Genomic DNA, 15,725 nt, shown 5'->3' with positions numbered 1-15,725 from the left:
GTACTGGACGTACTTGGGTGCCCCGACAACGCGGCGAGGTGCGGTGCCAGGCGGCGCGGGCCAGGCCAGATCCGAAAGAGACGGCCTTAAGGCGGCGGCTGTCCGAGCACGGCGCGGGAGCGCACCGGGTGCCACTGCGCCCGCACCACGCACACCGCCATCACCGCCGCGATCGCCGCCAGGTGCTCCTTGCCCGCCAGGTTGTCCTTGACGAGCACCTCGCCGATCATCGCGAGGATCACGACGGCGCCGGTCAGGTACGCCCGGTAGCGCCAGCAGACGTAGATGGCGAGCCCCACCACGGCCGCCGAGGGCCCCGTGTCGTTGACGATCCGGTCGGACACGGGCAGGCCGAAGGGATGATCGTGGCCCAGCGCGAGCCCGATCCGCGCGTACGTGGTCCCGGCGAGGGTGGCCACGTAGCCGATCAGCAGGGTGCGCCACCAGCCGATGCAGATCTCCGAGATCCCGAAGACGAGCAGGATCTGCGCGAGCGCCCCCCACACCGGCAGGTCCAGGGCCGGGACGAACAGCGACAGGGGGGTGCGCAGCAGGGCCAGCCAGAGCGGGTCGGCGGCCTTGACCGATCCGAGGTCCTGGACCGGCTGGAAGCCCCAGGGGGTGTTCTGCACGATCTGGAAGACGGAGGTCAGACAGACCGCGCCGATGGTCATCGGGATCGCCCGCCACCTGTCGCGGACGAGCGCGTTCCGGACGGTCCGGAACAGGGGCCCCCACTCACGGCGGGCGAACCGCCGGAGTGGGGAGGTGTTCCACGCTGTCAACGGCGGGTCTCCAGGTGTCTGCGGTGCAGCCACTTCGGAAGGCCGGGGGCCTCCAGGAAGCCTTCGGCCCGGCCGGCCGCGACACCGATCCGCAGCAGGTCCGAACTCTTCTCGAAGAGCATGAACCGCGGTTCCCAGATCGGCCGGTATTTGGCGTTGGCCCGGTAGAGGGACTCGATCTGCCACCAGCGGGAGAAGAAGCTCAGCAGCGAGCGCCACATCCGCAGCACCGGACCCGCGCCGAGCCGGGACCCGCGCTCGAAGACGGACCGGAACATCGCGAAGTTCAGCGAGACCTGGGTGACCCCGATCTCCTTGGAGCGTTCGAGGAGTTCGATGACCATGAACTCCATCAGGCCGTTCTCGGAGTCCCGGTCGCGGCGCATCAGGTCCAGCGACAGGCCCTTGGGCCCCCAGGGCACGAAGGACAGCACGGCCCGCAGCTCGCCGTTGCCGTCGGTGCACTCCAGCATCACGCACTGGCCGTCGGCGGGATCACCCAGCCGGCCCAGCGCCATGGAGAAGCCGCGCTCGGTCGCGCCGTCGCGCCAGTCGTCGGCGCGGCGTACCAGCTCGGCCATCTCCTCGGCCGGGATGTCGGCGTGGCGGCGGATCCGGACCGTGTACCCGGCCCGCTTGACGCGGTTGAACGCCTGCCGGACGGTCCGCATGGCGCGGCCCTCCAGGGTGAACTCGGCGGTCTCGACGATCGCCTCGTCGCCGAGTTCCAGCGCGTCCAGGCCGTGCCGGGCGTAGATCTGCCCGGCCTCCTCGCTCGCCCCCATCACGGCCGGCACCCAGCCGTGCTCGCGGGCCTCGGCCAGCCACGGGTCGATGGCGCCGGGCCAGGCCTCCGGGTCGCCGATGGGGTCGCCGGAGGCGAGCGAGACACCGCCGACGACGCGGTAGGTGACGGCGGCCTTGCCGGTGGGGGACCAGATGACGGACTTCTCGCGGCGCAGCGCGAAGTAGCCGAGCGAGTCGCGGTCGCCCTGGCGGGCCAGCAGCGCCCGCAGCCGCTCCTCGTCCTCCTCGCTGATCGGGTCGACGGCGCGGCGCGAGCGGAAGGCGGCGAAGAGCACGGCGAGCAGCAGCAGCATCGACATGACGTTGATGACGACGTCCACCCAGGCGGGCGTGGTGATCGCCTCGTAGGCCCGGTCGTCCGGGGCGAGGGTGATCAGCCGCATCACGCCGTACTTCCAGCGCGCCAGGAAGGTGGCCTCGGAGCTGTGCGGGGCGGTGTTGGCGGCGCCGACGAGCAGGGCCGCGACGAGCGAGGTGACCAGCAGGCCGACGGCGGCGACGGCGGTGGCCAGGGCCGGGTTGGAACGGTCGCCCTTGGCGTAGAACTCGCGCCGGCCCAGGAGCAGGGCGCCGGTGAAGGCGGCCGTCAGGGCCAGCGAGACCCAGTTCTGCGGATGCTCGCGGATCTCCTCGTACGCGAAGAGCGCGTAGGCGAGGAGCAGCGCCAGGAGGCCGCTGAGGACGAGGTTGAGGATCCAGGAGGCGCGCTTGCGGCGGCCGAGGGTGACGGCGAGCAGCAGCGTGAAGAGCCCGGAGGCGAAGCCCGCCGTGAGCATGTACGGCGTGTAGAAGTCCTCGACGTTGTGGCGCCGCAGGTCCTGCCCGAGCGAAACCCACACCGCGCTGAGGAAGTTGACGAAGGTGACGGCGCGCAGGTACCAGACCGCGAACGCGGCGCCGCGCCGTGAGCGGGCGGACCCCCGGCCGGGCTCCCGTCCGGCCTCCCGGCCGCCCCCCGCTGACTTGCCGGCGGGGTTGCCGCCGGTCTCTTTCCTGCCGGATGACGGACCGGTCGCCGGTGCGGCGGTGCGGTCGGTCTCTGCGCTGGTCAAACGGACCTCTCCCATAAAAAGCGATCATATGGGGCGCCGCTGTCCGTGGTTGGCGGTCGGGGACCACGGCCTGGTCAGGACCGCGGGCCCCGGTGGCTCATTCCGTCGGCTCCGCCGCCGCCCGCTCGGGCAGTTCCGCCGCGAGTGCGGCGGCCGCCTGGACGAGGGGGAGAGCCAGCAATGCCCCGGTACCTTCGCCCACTGTGACGCCGTGGTCGAGCACAGGGTTGAGTGCCATCCGGTCCAGTGCCTTCGCCTGGCCGGGTTCGCCGCTGGCCTGACCGGCCAGCCACCAGTCCGGCGCCCGGAAAGCGGCCCGCTGGGCCACCAGCCCGCAGGCCGCCGAGACCACGCCGTCGAGGATGACCGGCGTACGGCGCACCGCGCACTGGAGGAGGAAACCGGTGACGGCGGCCACGTCCGCGCCGCCCACCGCGGCGAGCAGCGCGACCTGGTCGCCGAGCACCGGGCGGGCCCGGCGCAGCGCGTCGCGGATCGCCGCGCACTTGCGCATCCAGGCCAGGTCGTCGATGGGCAGCCCGCCGCGGCCGGTGACCACCGAGGCGTCGGTTCCGCACAGTGCGGCGACGAGGGTCGCGGCGACGGTGGTCCCGCCGACGCTGAGGTCACCGAGGACGACCAGGTCGGTGCCGGAGTCGGCCTCCTCGTCGGCGATGCGCATCCCGAGCCGGACCGCCGCCTCGGCCTCCTCGGCCGTCAGCGCGTCCTCCACGTCGATGCGGCCGCTGCCGCGCCGCACGCGGTGCGCGGTCACGTCCGCGGGGAGCAGCCCGGGATCGCAGTCCAGTCCGGCGTCGACGATCCGTATCGTGGCGCCGAGCCGGCCGGCCAGGACGGCGACGGGGCTGGCTCCGTCCAGCACGGCCCGCACCAGTTCGTGGCCGGTGGACGCGGCCCGCGCGGAAACGCCCGCGGACGCGATCCCGTGGTCGGCGGCGAACAGCACCACGCGGGGGCGCTCGATCGGCTTGACCGGCACCTGCCCCTGCGCGGCGGCGAGCCACTCGGCGAGCTCGTCCAGCCGGCCCAGCGCGCCGGGCGGCACGGCGAGGCGTTCACGGCGTTCCTCGGCATCACGCCGGACGCCCCCGTCGGGGCGCTCGATCAGATCGGAGAAGTCGTCGAGATTCAGCGTGCTCATCTGCCAGAGAGTACAGCCGGTGAGGCGCACCCTCAGGCCTTGGGAGAACGCCCGGAGTTCAGCTTCCCGGTGGCCCCTCGCGGCCCGGCCGCCGGCCCGCTCCGCAGGCCCGGTTCACCACCCGCCCCACGGCTCACCCCGGCGGTTCCTTGAGCACGCTCGCCTGCCCCGCGACGACCAGCAGCACGTGCTCGCACTGGCCCGCGACCCGCGCGTTCAGCCGGCCCAGCTCGTCACGGAAGCGGCGGCCCGAGGCGGTCGCGGGGACGACGCCCGAGCCGACCTCGTTGCTGACCAGCACCACGTGGCGCCGGGTCGCGCGCACCGCCGCCACCAGCGCGGCGGTGCGCGCGCCGAGCTTGCGCTGCCCGCTCTCGGCCCAGACGGCGTCGTCCCAGGCCCCCGCCCGGTCCATCGCGTCCGTCAGCCACAGCGCCAGGCAGTCGATCAGCAGCGGCGGCCCCTCCTCGGCCAGCAGCGGGACCAGCTCACAGGTCTCCACCGTCCGCCAGCCGGCCGGCCGGCGCTCCCGGTGCAGGCCGATCCGCTGCGCCCATTCCGTGTCCCCGTTCCGGGTACCGCCGGTGGCCACGTAGACCACCTCGGGGAACGACTCCAGCCGGCGCTCCGCCTCCACGGACTTGCCCGAGCGGGCCCCGCCCAGCACCAGGGTCCGGCGCGGCAGGTCCGGCACCGGGCGGTACTCCCCGACGGTCACGGTGGTCCCGTCCGGCACGGCCCGGGCCCCGGCGGCCGCGCACCGGCGCTCCAGCTCCCGGCCCGGCGCGACGTCGTGGTCCAGGTGGACGGCGATCACGTCCGTGGCCGGGCCGACGGCGCCGCTCGCCCGCAGCCGGACCAGGGCCTCGGGCCGCCCCAGCACATCGGCGAGCACCACGTCGTACGGGCGCTGCCCGCTCACGTGGTTCGTCCCGGCCGGGGCCCCGCCGGGCGGCAGGTACAGCAGCCGGCCGCCGTCCGGGCCCGTCACCTCGTACCCGGTGCCCGGCGCGTCCATCGGCACCGCCCGCACCCGGTGTCCGGAGATCACCGCGAGTTCGCGCCCGTCCGGGACCCGCCCTGCGGCCGGCAGCCCGGGCGGCAGCTCCACGGCGGGTCCGTCGTGCGGGTGGGTCAGCAGGACCTGCCGTACGCCGGCCAGCGAATGCCCGGCCCGGGCGCCGGCCAGCACGGCGCCGGGCGTCAGGTCGAGGAGCAGCGCCCCGTCGACCAGTACGGCCGTGGCGGCGCGGGACCACCCGCCGACGGCGACGGCGCAGGCCGCACAGGGGCAGTCGGGACGGGGCAGGCCTTCGGGTGTGCCGGTGCCGAGCAGAGTGAGTTCCACAGGATGATCCTCCCGCGTCCCCGAGACTGCTGCGCGCCCGGTTACTCTGCGGGCAGACTCAGGGCAGGAAGCGTGCGAGCAACGGAGGCGGACATGGCGTGGACGTGGCGGTTCGAGACGGCCGACGGCACCGAGACGAGCCCGTCGGTGGTACCGGAGGAGTTCACCACGCAGGGGGACGCGGAGTCCTGGATCGGCGAGTACTGGAAGGACCTGCTGGAAGGCGGCACCGAGCAGGTGAAGCTGTCCGACGACAACGGGACCGAGCTCTACACGATGAGCCTGCGCTCGGCCCTGGAGGCCTGACCCTTCCGGGTGCTCGGCGGCCCTGATCGCAAGGCGCCGGGCAACCTCGGCCGCGCCGGTGTCCGAGGCGGCGGGCCGGGGCGGAGCCCCCGGGGGCCCCTCCCGGCGTCAGCCGGGGGAGGCACCCGGCTCCGCCCGGACCTCGTCCGGGCACCCGACTCAAACGCCGGAGGGGCTGGTCCGTGCCGGCGCGGCCGGGTGCGGCCGCGAGCCGGAGTAGCCCCAGCCCGGGCGGGTGTGCCGGGCGGGGGCGGGACCGCCCCCGACCCCGCCCCCGACCCGGCGGAGTACTAGCCCCGCACGCCGCAGAGGTGCAGCAGGGCTGCCACGCCGCGGTAGGGGTCGGTGCGCCCCGCGCGGTCCTCGGCGCTCAGGAGCCGCTCCAGTTCGTCGTCCGGCGGCAGCGCCTCGCCCGCCTCGGTGCCGTCGGTGAAGACGCGTACGCCGTACCAGGCGCCCAGGGGAGCGCCGATACCGGACAGCGTGGCCGTCAGCCCGGCCAGCCGGTCGGCGCGCACGTCCAGGCCGAGCCGGTTCGTGTACTCCGTGCTGTCGAAGGCGTCCAGCGCGCCCTTCCAGTCGCCGTCCAGCCCCGGCCGCATGGCGAGCGCGTCGCCGTTGCGCACCAGCAGGGACAGCAGACCGCCCGGGGCCAGCATCCGGGCCAGCCCCGCGAGCATGGCGTCCGGCTCGGGCACGTACATCAGCACGCCGTGGCACAGCACCACGTCGAAGCTGCCCGGCAGGAAGTGGGCGCCGGTCTCGCGCCCGTCCCCCTCCATGAGCTGCACCCGGTCGCGGATCCCGGCGGGCTCCTCGGCCAGTGCCTCACGGGCGACGGCGAGCATGCCGGGGTCCTGTTCCAGGCCCGTCACCTTGTGCCCGGCCCGGGCCAGCCGCAACGCCTGGGTGCCCTGGCCCATCCCCACGTCGAGGACGCGCAGCCGCTGCCCTACCGGGAAGCGCTGCGCGATCTGTTCGTCGACCTGCCGGCCCACCAGTTCCTGCCGGACGGCGTTACGCAGCCCGCCCAGGCCCTCGAGCCAGATCCGCGCGCCCTCGGAGAATCCGCTCAGGGCCGTTCCCCGCGCTTGACCTGCGGCTTCGGCAGGCGCAGCCGGCGCATCTGGAGGGTGCGCATGAGGCCGTACGCGACCGCGCCGCGGCGCGGCTCGTTCGGGAAGCGCTCGTTCAGCGCCTTGCGGAGGCGGAACACCAGGCCGATGGAGTCGAGGATGATCAGGACGATCACGCCGAGCCACAGCAGCAGCGCGACGTTCTGGATCGTCGGCTGCCGGACCATGCTGAGCACCAGGATGACCACGGCCAGGGGCAGGAACATCTCGGCGACGGAGAAGCGGGAGTCCACGAAGTCGCGGACGTACCTGCGGACGGGACCCTTGTCCCGGGCGGGCAGGTAGCGCTCGTCGCCGCTGGCCAGCGCCTCGCGCTGCCTGGACATCTCGGCGCGGCGGCGCTCACGGGCTCGCTTGGCATCCTCCTTGCGGTTGCCGGTCGAGGCCACCACGGCCTTGCGCTGCGACTGGGCCACAGCACGCTTCGGCGTAGGGCGGCCCTTCGGGGCCTGCGGGTCACGGGGCTGCGAGAGGTCGGCGCTCACCTTGTCGGTGGCGGCGGCCTTCTCTTCCTTGGAGGAGCGGCTACCAAACACAAAACCCAAGCCTACGTGGTCGTCGGCACGGGCCCCACCCCGGCGGGGAACGATCCGGCAACGGCGGGCGTCCTTCCCCTTGCACGGTGTGTGCGGTGTCCGCCTCTCCTGGGACCACCTACTCCTTACGCCTGATACGGCGTGGCTGTAGTCGTCCTGGAGGAGGAGCGCATCCGTACTCGAACAGTGCGGTAATGGAGACAGGGCCCGTACTGTGGGTCCTGTCGGTGACCTGGAGCACAGTCCGTCTAGAAGGGGGCGCGCGAAGCCCATGAGCGGTGTCATGAAGCGTATGGGGATGATCTTCCGCGCGAAGGCGAACAAGGCCCTTGACCGGGCCGAGGACCCGCGCGAAACCCTGGACTACTCGTACCAGAAGCAGCTGGAGCTGCTGCAGAAGGTGCGCCGCGGAGTCGCCGACGTGGCGACCTCCCGCAAGCGCCTGGAGCTCCAGCTGAACCAGCTGCAGGGCCAGTCGGCCAAGCTGGAGGACCAGGGCCGCAAGGCCCTCGCCCTGGGCCGCGAGGACCTGGCCCGTGAGGCCCTGTCCCGCCGCGCCCAGCTCCAGCAGCAGGTCAGCGACCTGGAGGTGCAGCACCAAACCCTGCAGGGCGAGGAGGAGAAGCTGACCCTCGCCTCCCAGCGGCTCCAGGCCAAGGTGGACGCCTTCCGGACGAAGAAGGAGACCATCAAGGCCACCTACACCGCGGCCCAGGCGCAGACCCGGATCGCCGAGTCCTTCTCCGGCATCTCCGAGGAGATGAGCGACGTCGGCCTGGCCATCCAGCGGGCCGAGGACAAGACCGCCCAGCTGCAGGCCAGGGCCGGCGCGATCGACGAGCTGCTGGCCTCCGGCGCGCTCGACGACCAGAGCGGGCTGGGTTCCAAGGACGACATCCAGGCCGAACTGGACCGCCTGTCGGGCGGTACGGACGTGGAGCTGGAACTCCAGCGGATGAAGGCCGAGCTGGCGGGCGGCCCGTCCGCGCAGCAGCAGGCCATCGAGGGCGGTGCCCCGGGCAGCGCTCAGCCGTCGCAGACCCAGCACCGGTTCGACAAGCAGTAGGACGGGGCCCGTCATGATTGTCCGCATCATGGGGGAAGGTCAGGTGGAGCTGGCCGACAGCCACTTCGCCGAGCTCAACAAGCTGGACGACGAACTGCTCGCGGAGATGGAGAGCGGCGACTCGGAGGGCTTCCGGCGCACGCTGGGCGCCCTGCTCGAAGCGGTACGGCGGCTGGGCCGGCCGCTCCCGGACGACGCGCTGGAGCCGTCCGAGCTGATCCTGCCCGGCCCCGACGCGAGCCTCGACGAGGTCAGGGAGATGCTCAGCGACGACGGCCTGATCCCGGGCTGAGTCCGCACGGCCGGCGGACGCGGGGACACGCGGACGCACTGGCGCGCCGAGGTACTGGCGCGCCGACGCACTCACCGACGCACGGACCCTCCGACACCGCACGTCACGACGGGTCCTTCCCCTCCCGGGGGAGGGCCCGTCGTCGTACGTTCCCCGTCACTGCGGCGGCTTCTCCAGGGAGACGGCGGTCCGCTCGGGGTCGGGGGTGCCGCCGATGAAGTTCTCGAACCTGCGGCGCGGCCGCGCCCAGCGCCGGTCGTGGTGGAAGGCGCGCAGTCCGGCCTTGGCGCGGGCGCGCGGGCGGTTCGCGTAGAACCTCTTCGCGTACGGGGACCCGGGCCTGGCCAGCCGGATCGCCCCGACCAGCGCCACGAAGGGCACGATCACGCCGAAGAGCGCGGTGCGCGCCTTGCCCTTCCACAGGGCGATCAGGGCCAGGAAGAAGTTGAAGGCCGCGTTCATGGCGACCAGCCCGCGGCTCTGGCGTTCCTCGGCGGTCAGGTCGTTGACCCCGAAGGGCACGAACCCGCCCAGGACGAGGGCCACCACCGCCGCGGTCACGACCACGACCTCCACGCTCTTGCGGCCCTGTTCGCTCCAGTAGACGTCGTCGAGGTGGAGGATCAGCGCGAACTCGTCCAGGACCAGCCCCGCGCCCAGTCCGAAGATCACGGCCGAGAGCGCCCCGCCGAAGCCGTACCGGCCGGCGCCGACCGCGCCGAAGCCGCCGATGATCACGAGGATCACGCCGGGGACGACGTGGTGGATGTGCAGACCGCCCGGGGTGACGTTCTTGAAGGGGCCGCGGCCGGCCCGGATCATCCTGGTGATCACGCGGGTGACCAGGAACGACATCACGAAGGAGACCAGGGCGAGGAGGAGGGGGAGCTTCCCCGGTTCGACGATGTTCCGATACCACCAGTGACCCATCCCACGGACTCCCTATTTGGCACGTAATGGGTAATTTACCGCTCGCGCCGAAGGGGTAGCGTTCGCGCCGATGACAGATTCGTTCGATGGCCCGCCCCTGACGCCGCCCCCGGAACGCGCCTCGTTCCCCGACGGCCTCCGCTTCGCCTTCGGCACGCTCACCGTGCTGCCCGCCCGCATCACCCGCTGGGACCGTCCCGCCGCCCGCACCGGAATGGCCTGCGCCCCGCTCGCCGGGCTGGTCGTCGGCGTGCTCGCGGCCGTCCCCGGAGTGCTCCTGCTGCTCCTCGGCGCAGGGCCGCTGCTCGCCGCGGCCGTCACCGTCGCGGTACCGGCCGCGCTGACGCGGGGGCTGCACCTGGACGGGCTCGCCGACACGGCGGACGGCCTGGGCAGCGCCAAACCGGCCGACGAGGCCCTGCGCATCATGAAGCAGTCCGACATCGGCCCCTTCGGTGTCGTGGCCCTGGTGATCGTGCTGCTGGTGCAGGTGGCGGCCCTGTCCGACGCCTACGCCGACAGCTGGGTCCGCGGCGCCCTCGCCGCCGTGGTCGCCGCCGTGACGGCCCGCGCCGCCATGACCCTGGCCTGCCGCGAAGGCGTCCCGGCCGCCCGCCCCGGCGGGCTCGGCGCCGCCGTCGCCGAAGTGGTGCCGCGTCCCGTCGTCGCCGCGATCGCCGTCCTCGCCGTCGCCGCGGCGGGGGCCGCCGCCCTCCCGCTGGGCCTGCCCGCCGCCGGCCGGTCCGCGGCGGCGGTCCTGCTGGCCCTGCTCGCCGCGCAGCTCCTGCTGCGCCGCTGCGTGCGCCGCTTCGACGGGGTCACCGGCGACGTCTTCGGCGCCCTGGCCGAGGTCGCGGCGACCACCGCCCTGATCGTCCTCGCCCTGGGCTGAGCCGGCGCCGGCCGCCGACGCCGACGCCGGGGACCGGCGGCCGTCCGGTCCGACGGGACCCGTGCGCCCGGCCCCGGCGGGCCCGCGTACGCTCACCCCGTGGACGACACGCCGACGGACCTGCCCGCCGCCGCGCCCATCCGGGTGCTGCTCGCCGACGACCAGGCACTCCTGCGCAGCGCCTTCAAGGTGCTCGTCGACTCCGAACCCGACATGGAGGTCGTCGGGGAGGCCTCCGACGGGGCGCAGGCCTTCGAACTGGCCCGCCGCACCCGCGCCGACGTCGTGCTCATGGACATCCGGATGCCCGGCACCGACGGCCTCGCCGCCACCCGCATGATCAGCGCGGACCCGGAACTCGCCGCCGTGCGCGTGGTGATGCTGACGACCTTCGAGGTCGACGAGTACGTGGTCTCGGCGCTGCGGGCCGGCGCCTCCGGCTTCCTCGGCAAGGGCGCCGAGCCCGAGGAACTGCTCAACGCCATCCGCATCGCCGCCGCCGGTGAGGCGCTGCTGTCCCCGGCCGCCACCAAGGGGCTCATCGCCACCTTCCTCGCCCAGGGCGGCGGCGCCGACCCGGCCGCCGCCGGAGCCTCGGCCGGGATCCACGCGCAGCGGCTCGCCGCGCTGACCGTCCGGGAGCGCGAGGTCCTCGTACACGTCGCCGCGGGGCTGTCCAACGACGAGATCGCCGGCCGGCTGGAGGTCAGCCCGCTCACCGTCAAGACCCACGTGAACCGAGCCATGGCCAAGCTCGGCGCACGCGACCGGGCGCAATTGGTGGTCATTGCCTACGAATCGGGACTGGTCCGGCCGCGCGCGGAGTAGTGCGGGAGCAGGCGGCAGTAGTGCGGTGTACTACGGACGCGGTATGCCGCACATAAGGACGGGACCTGCGAGCGACGAAACGCACCCGGGGGATGGGACAGGGTGGGAGTGCCCTCGCGTTCGTCACAGCAGAGAGATCCCATAACCATGTCGTGGCTGTCCCGCTTCAGCCTTGCCCAAAGGGCGTTGGTCGGCCTCGTGTCGATCGTCGCGCTGCTCTTCGGCGCCATAGCCATCCCGCAGCTCAAGCAGCAGCTGCTGCCGTCCATCGAACTGCCGATGGTGTCCGTGCTCGCGCCGTACCAGGGCGCCTCGCCCGACGTGGTGGAGAAGCAGGTCGTCGAACCGATCGAGGCCATGCTCAAGGGCGTCGACGGCATCACCGGCATCACCTCCACCGCCAGCGAGGGCAACGCCCTCATCATGGCCACCTTCGACTACGGCGACAGCGGCACCAAGCAGCTCGTCGCCGACGTCCAGCAGGCCGTCAACCGGGCCCGCGTCCGGCTGCCCGCCGAGGTGGACCCGCAGGTGGTGGCCGGTTCCACCGACGACATCCCGACCGTCATCCTCGCCGTCACCTCCGACAAGGACCAGCAGGCCCTCGCCGACCAGCTGGAACGCTCCGTCGTCCCCGTCCTGTCGGACATCGAGGGCGTCGGCCAGGTCACCGTCGACGGCGTCCAGGACCTCCAGGTCACCGTCACCCCCGACGAGGCCGGGCTCGCCGCCGCCGGCCTCGACGGCGCCGCGCTCGCGCAGGGCCTCCAGGCGGGCGGCGCGGCCGTACCCGCCGGCTCCTTCGACGAGGCGGGCAAGAACCGCACCGTCCGCGTCGGCGCCGGCTACACCTCCCTCGCCCAGGTGGAGGAGCTGCGCCTGAGCCCCGGCCCCGGCAGGCCGGCCGTCCGCCTCGGCGACGTCGCCACCGTGAAGCAGGAGGCGGCCAAGGCCGACTCCATCACCCGCACCAACGGCAAGCCCAGCCTCGCCCTCGTCCTCACCATGGACAAGGACGGCAGCGCCGTCGCCATCTCCGACGCCGTCAAGGACAAGCTCCCCGAGCTGCGTTCCACCCTCGGCGCCGGCGCCGACCTGACCGTCGTCAGCGACCAGGGCCCGGCCGTCGCCAAGTCCATCTCCAGCCTCACCACCGAGGGCCTGCTCGGCCTGCTCTTCGCGGTGATCGTGATCCTGGTGTTCCTGGCCTCGCTGCGCTCGACGCTGGTCACCGCGGTCTCCATCCCGCTGTCCGTGGTCCTCGCGCTCATCGTGCTGTGGACCCGGGACCTGTCGCTCAACATGCTGACCCTGGGCGCCCTCACCATCGCCATCGGCCGCGTCGTCGACGACTCGATCGTGGTCCTGGAGAACATCAAGCGCCACCTCGGCTACGGCGAGGAGCGCGAGGCCGCCATCATCACCGCGGTCAAGGAGGTCGCCGGCGCGGTCACCTCCTCCACGCTCACCACCGTCGCCGTCTTCCTGCCGATCGGCCTCGTCGGCGGCATGATCGGCGAGCTCTTCGGCTCCTTCTCGCTCACCGTCACCGCGGCCCTGCTGGCCTCGCTGCTCGTCTCGCTGACGGTCGTGCCGGTGCTCTCGTACTGGTTCCTCAGCGCGCCCGAGGGCGTCACCGCCGGGGACGCCGAGAGCGCGGCGAAGGCCCGGCGCGAGGCCGAGGAGAAGGAGGCGCGCAGCCGCCTGCAGAAGTTCTACGTACGGGTCCTCGGCTTCGCCACCCGGCGCCGCCTGACCAGTGTGGCCATCGCCGTGGTCGTCCTCCTCGGCACCTTCGGGATGACCCCGATGCTGAAGACCAACTTCTTCGACCAGGGCGAGCAGGACGTCCTGACGGTCAAGCAGGAGCTCGCCCCCGGCACCTCGCTGGCCGCCTCCGACGAGGCGAGCCGGAAGATCGAGAAGGTGCTCGCCTCGGTCGAGGGCGTCAAGAGCTACCAGGTCACCGTCGGCTCCTCCGGCTTCCTCGCGGCCTTCGGCGGCGGTACGGGCTCCAACCAGGCCTCGTACCAGGTCTCGCTGAAGGACGCGGGCGACGGGGAGGCCGTGAAGAAGCAGATCGAGGACAGGCTCGCCGCGCTCGACGGCATCGGCGACACCCGCATCTCGGCGGGCGACGCCTTCGGCAGCCAGAACCTCAGCGTGGTCGTCAAGGCCGGTGACGGCGAGGTCCTCGCCAAGGCCGCCGAGCAGGTCCGCGCCGAGGTGGCGAAGCTGGACAACGTCACCGACGTGCAGAGCGACCTGTCCCAGTCCGTGCCCCGCATCTCGGTGACCGCCACCCCCAAGGCGGCGGAGGCGGGCCTGAACCAGGCCGCGCTCGGCGCACTCGTCGGGCAGGCCGTACGGGGCAACCCGGCGGGCAAGGCCGTACTGGACGACACCGAGCGGGACATCGTCATCAAGTCCGCGCAGCCGGCCACCACCCTGGCCGAACTGCGGGCGCTCCCCGTCGGACCGCTCAAGCTCGGTGACGTCGCCGAGGTCAAGGAGGTCGCCGGCCCGGTCGCGATGACCCGGATCGACGGCGCCCGCGCCGCGACCATCACCGCGAGGCCGCAGGGCGACAACACGGGCGCGGTCAGCGCCGAGCTCCAGACCAAGCTCAAGGCCCTGGACCTCCCCGAGGGCGCCACCGCCTCCATCGGCGGCGTCTCCGAGGACCAGGACGAGGCCTTCGGCTCGCTCGCCCTGGCCATGCTCGCGGCCATCGCGATCGTGTTCATGCTGCTGGTCGCGACCTTCCGCTCGCTGGTCCAGCCGCTGATCCTGCTGGTCTCCATCCCGTTCGCGGCGACCGGCGCACTCGGCCTGCTCCTCGTCACCGGCACCCCGATGGGCGTCCCGGCGATGATCGGCATGCTGATGCTCATCGGCATCGTGGTGACCAACGCGATCGTCCTGATCGACCTGGTCAACCAGTACCGCGCCCAGGGCCTGGGCGTCGTCGAAGCGGTCATCGAGGGCGGCCGGCACCGCCTGCGCCCGATCCTGATGACGGCCCTGGCGACGATCTTCGCCCTGCTCCCGATGGCGCTGGGCGTCACCGGCGAGGGCGGCTTCATCTCGCAGCCGCTCGCGGTCGTGGTGATCGGCGGCCTGGTCAGCTCGACCCTGCTGACGCTGCTCCTGGTGCCGACCCTCTACACGATGGTCGAGCTCCGCAAGGAGCGCCGCCGCGCCAGGAAGCGTGCCCGCCTGACGGTGGTCCCGGCCCCGCAGGAGGCCGCGGACGAGGCGGACGGCGAGCCCGCGAAGGTCTGACGGCGGGCGCGGGCCCTGCGGGGCCCGCGCCTGGTCGCCGACCGGAACGCCGAAGGGGCGCCCCCGACCGGGGGCGCCCCTTCGGGCATGTCGGCGCGCCTACGGGAGGGCGAGCATGCGCTCCAGGGCGAGCTTCGCGAAGCTCTCCGTCTCCTTGTCGACCTGGATCTGGTTGACGAGGGTGCCCTCGGCCAGGGACTCCAGGGTCCACACCAGGTGGGGGAGGTCGATGCGGTTCATCGTCGAGCAGAAGCAGACCGTCTTGTCGAGGAAGACGACCTCCTTGTCCTCCGCGGCGAATCGATTCGCCAGGCGGCGGACCAGGTTCAGCTCGGTGCCGATGGCCCACTTGGAGCCGGCCGGGGCCGCCTCCAGCGCCTTGATGATGTACTCCGTCGAGCCGACGTAGTCCGCGGCCGCGACGACCTCGTGCTTGCACTCGGGGTGGACCAGGACGTTCACGCCGGGGATGCGGGCGCGGACGTCGTTGACCGAGTCGACCGAGAACCGGCCGTGGACCGAGCAGTGCCCGCGCCACAGGATCATCTTGGCGTTCCGCAGCTGCTCGGCGGTCAGGCCGCCGTTCGGCTTGTGCGGGTTGTAGAGCACGCAGTCGTCCAGGGACATGCCCATGTCGCGGACGGCGGTGTTGCGGCCCAGGTGCTGGTCCGGCAGGAAGAGCACCTTCTCGCCCTGCTCGAAGGCCCACTCCAGGGCCTTCTTCGCGTTGGACGAGGTACAGATCGTGCCGCCGTGCTTGCCCGTGAAGGCCTTGATGTCGGCGGAGGAGTTCATGTACGAGACGGGCACCGTCGCACCGGCCACGCCGGCCTCGGTCAGCACGTCCCAGCACTCCGCGACCTGCTCGGCGGTGGCCATGTCGGCCATCGAGCAGCCGGCGGCCAGGTCCGGCAGGACCACCTTCTGGTCGTCCGAGGTCAGGATGTCCGCGGACTCGGCCATGAAGTGCACGCCGCAGAAGACGATGTACTCGGCCTCCGGCTTGGCGGCCGCGTCCTTGGCCAGCTTGAAGGAGTCGCCGGTGACGTCCGCGAACTCGATGACCTCGTCACGCTGGTAGTGGTGGCCGAGGATGAAGACCTTGTCCCCGAGCTTCTCCTTCGCCGCGCGGGCACGCTCCACGAGGTTCGGGTCCGAGGGCGAGGGCAGGTCGCCGGGGCACTCCACCCCGCGCTCGCTCTTGGGGTCGGCCTCACGGCCGAGCAGCAGCAGGGCAAGGGGCGTCGGCTGGACGTCCAACGGCTGGGCGGTGGTCACGACACGCACCCTTTCTGTTCTG

Annotated in this window: 14 protein-coding genes; 6 read left to right on the top strand and 8 right to left on the bottom strand. The window is 72.7% G+C overall.

The window, feature by feature from the left end:
* Nucleotides 1–86: 86 nt before the first annotated feature.
* The 4 genes from ACZ6JT_RS08390 to ACZ6JT_RS08375 form a co-directional block, all read right to left on the bottom strand.
* Complete coding sequence (locus ACZ6JT_RS08390; protein WP_376620077.1) at nt 87–674, bottom strand: hypothetical protein; 588 nt, start codon at nt 672–674, stop codon at nt 87–89.
* Nucleotides 675–781: 107 nt separating this feature from the next.
* Nucleotides 782–2,659, bottom strand: a complete 1,878-nt coding sequence (locus tag ACZ6JT_RS08385; RefSeq protein ID WP_469208574.1) for a phosphatidylglycerol lysyltransferase domain-containing protein — start codon at nt 2,657–2,659, stop codon at nt 782–784.
* An 82-nt stretch (nt 2,660–2,741) separates the two neighbouring features.
* Nucleotides 2,742–3,806 (bottom strand): nicotinate-nucleotide--dimethylbenzimidazole phosphoribosyltransferase, encoded by a 1,065-nt coding sequence (cobT, locus tag ACZ6JT_RS08380; protein ID WP_469208572.1) that lies wholly within the window; start codon nt 3,804–3,806, stop codon nt 2,742–2,744.
* Nucleotides 3,807–3,939: 133 nt separating this feature from the next.
* A complete protein-coding gene (locus ACZ6JT_RS08375) occupies nt 3,940–5,154 on the bottom strand; it encodes a bifunctional adenosylcobinamide kinase/adenosylcobinamide-phosphate guanylyltransferase (protein ID WP_469208570.1) in 1,215 nt (404 codons plus the stop codon).
* A 93-nt stretch (nt 5,155–5,247) separates the two neighbouring features.
* Here ACZ6JT_RS08375 and ACZ6JT_RS08370 point away from each other — a divergent pair, with 93 nt between their 5' ends.
* Nucleotides 5,248–5,460 carry a hypothetical protein gene (locus ACZ6JT_RS08370; RefSeq protein ID WP_388472670.1) on the top strand — a complete coding sequence of 71 codons (213 nt, stop codon included), beginning with the start codon at nt 5,248–5,250 and terminating at the stop codon, nt 5,458–5,460.
* Nucleotides 5,461–5,750: 290 nt separating this feature from the next.
* Here the strand turns inward: ACZ6JT_RS08370 and ACZ6JT_RS08365 are convergent, their stop codons facing one another.
* A complete protein-coding gene (locus tag ACZ6JT_RS08365; RefSeq protein WP_469208568.1) occupies nt 5,751–6,458 on the bottom strand; it encodes a class I SAM-dependent methyltransferase in 708 nt (235 codons plus the stop codon).
* A gap of 74 nt (nt 6,459–6,532) precedes the next feature.
* The gene (locus tag ACZ6JT_RS08360; protein WP_469208566.1) at nt 6,533–7,132 is read right to left on the bottom strand and encodes a DUF3043 domain-containing protein; all 600 of its coding nucleotides are present in this window, start codon (nt 7,130–7,132) and stop codon (nt 6,533–6,535) included.
* Nucleotides 7,133–7,403: 271 nt separating this feature from the next.
* Here ACZ6JT_RS08360 and ACZ6JT_RS08355 point away from each other — a divergent pair, with 271 nt between their 5' ends.
* Both ACZ6JT_RS08355 and pspAA read left to right on the top strand, forming a co-directional pair.
* The gene (locus ACZ6JT_RS08355) at nt 7,404–8,198 is read left to right on the top strand and encodes a PspA/IM30 family protein (RefSeq protein ID WP_469208564.1); all 795 of its coding nucleotides are present in this window, start codon (nt 7,404–7,406) and stop codon (nt 8,196–8,198) included.
* A gap of 13 nt (nt 8,199–8,211) precedes the next feature.
* A complete protein-coding gene (gene pspAA / locus ACZ6JT_RS08350) occupies nt 8,212–8,490 on the top strand; it encodes a PspA-associated protein PspAA (RefSeq protein ID WP_351303710.1) in 279 nt (92 codons plus the stop codon).
* A gap of 156 nt (nt 8,491–8,646) precedes the next feature.
* Here pspAA and ACZ6JT_RS08345 read toward each other — a convergent pair whose 3' ends face one another.
* Nucleotides 8,647–9,420, bottom strand: coding sequence for a hypothetical protein (locus ACZ6JT_RS08345; protein WP_469208562.1), 774 nt, complete (start codon nt 9,418–9,420; stop codon nt 8,647–8,649).
* 70 nt (nt 9,421–9,490) lie between these two features.
* Between ACZ6JT_RS08345 and cobS the strand changes: the two genes are divergently transcribed.
* The 3 genes from cobS to ACZ6JT_RS08330 all read left to right on the top strand — a co-directional run bounded on the left by cobS (nt 9,491) and on the right by ACZ6JT_RS08330 (nt 14,425).
* On the top strand, nt 9,491–10,312 hold the full coding sequence (cobS, locus tag ACZ6JT_RS08340; RefSeq protein ID WP_469208560.1) for an adenosylcobinamide-GDP ribazoletransferase: 822 nt from the start codon (nt 9,491–9,493) through the stop codon (nt 10,310–10,312).
* 99 nt (nt 10,313–10,411) lie between these two features.
* Nucleotides 10,412–11,140, top strand: coding sequence for a response regulator (locus ACZ6JT_RS08335; protein WP_469208558.1), 729 nt, complete (start codon nt 10,412–10,414; stop codon nt 11,138–11,140).
* Between the two features lie 147 nt (nt 11,141–11,287).
* Complete coding sequence (locus ACZ6JT_RS08330) at nt 11,288–14,425, top strand: efflux RND transporter permease subunit (RefSeq protein WP_469208556.1); 3,138 nt, start codon at nt 11,288–11,290, stop codon at nt 14,423–14,425.
* 99 nt (nt 14,426–14,524) lie between these two features.
* Here ACZ6JT_RS08330 and nadA read toward each other — a convergent pair whose 3' ends face one another.
* Entirely contained in the window at nt 14,525–15,712 is a 1,188-nt protein-coding gene (nadA, locus tag ACZ6JT_RS08325) for a quinolinate synthase NadA (RefSeq protein WP_453501464.1), read from the bottom strand.
* Nucleotides 15,713–15,725 lie beyond the last annotated feature (13 nt).

Source organism: Streptomyces sp. NPDC046308 (assembly GCF_055588065.1).
Note: the sequence above shows the minus strand (reverse complement) of the source record. Positions and strands in the feature narration are given on the sequence as shown.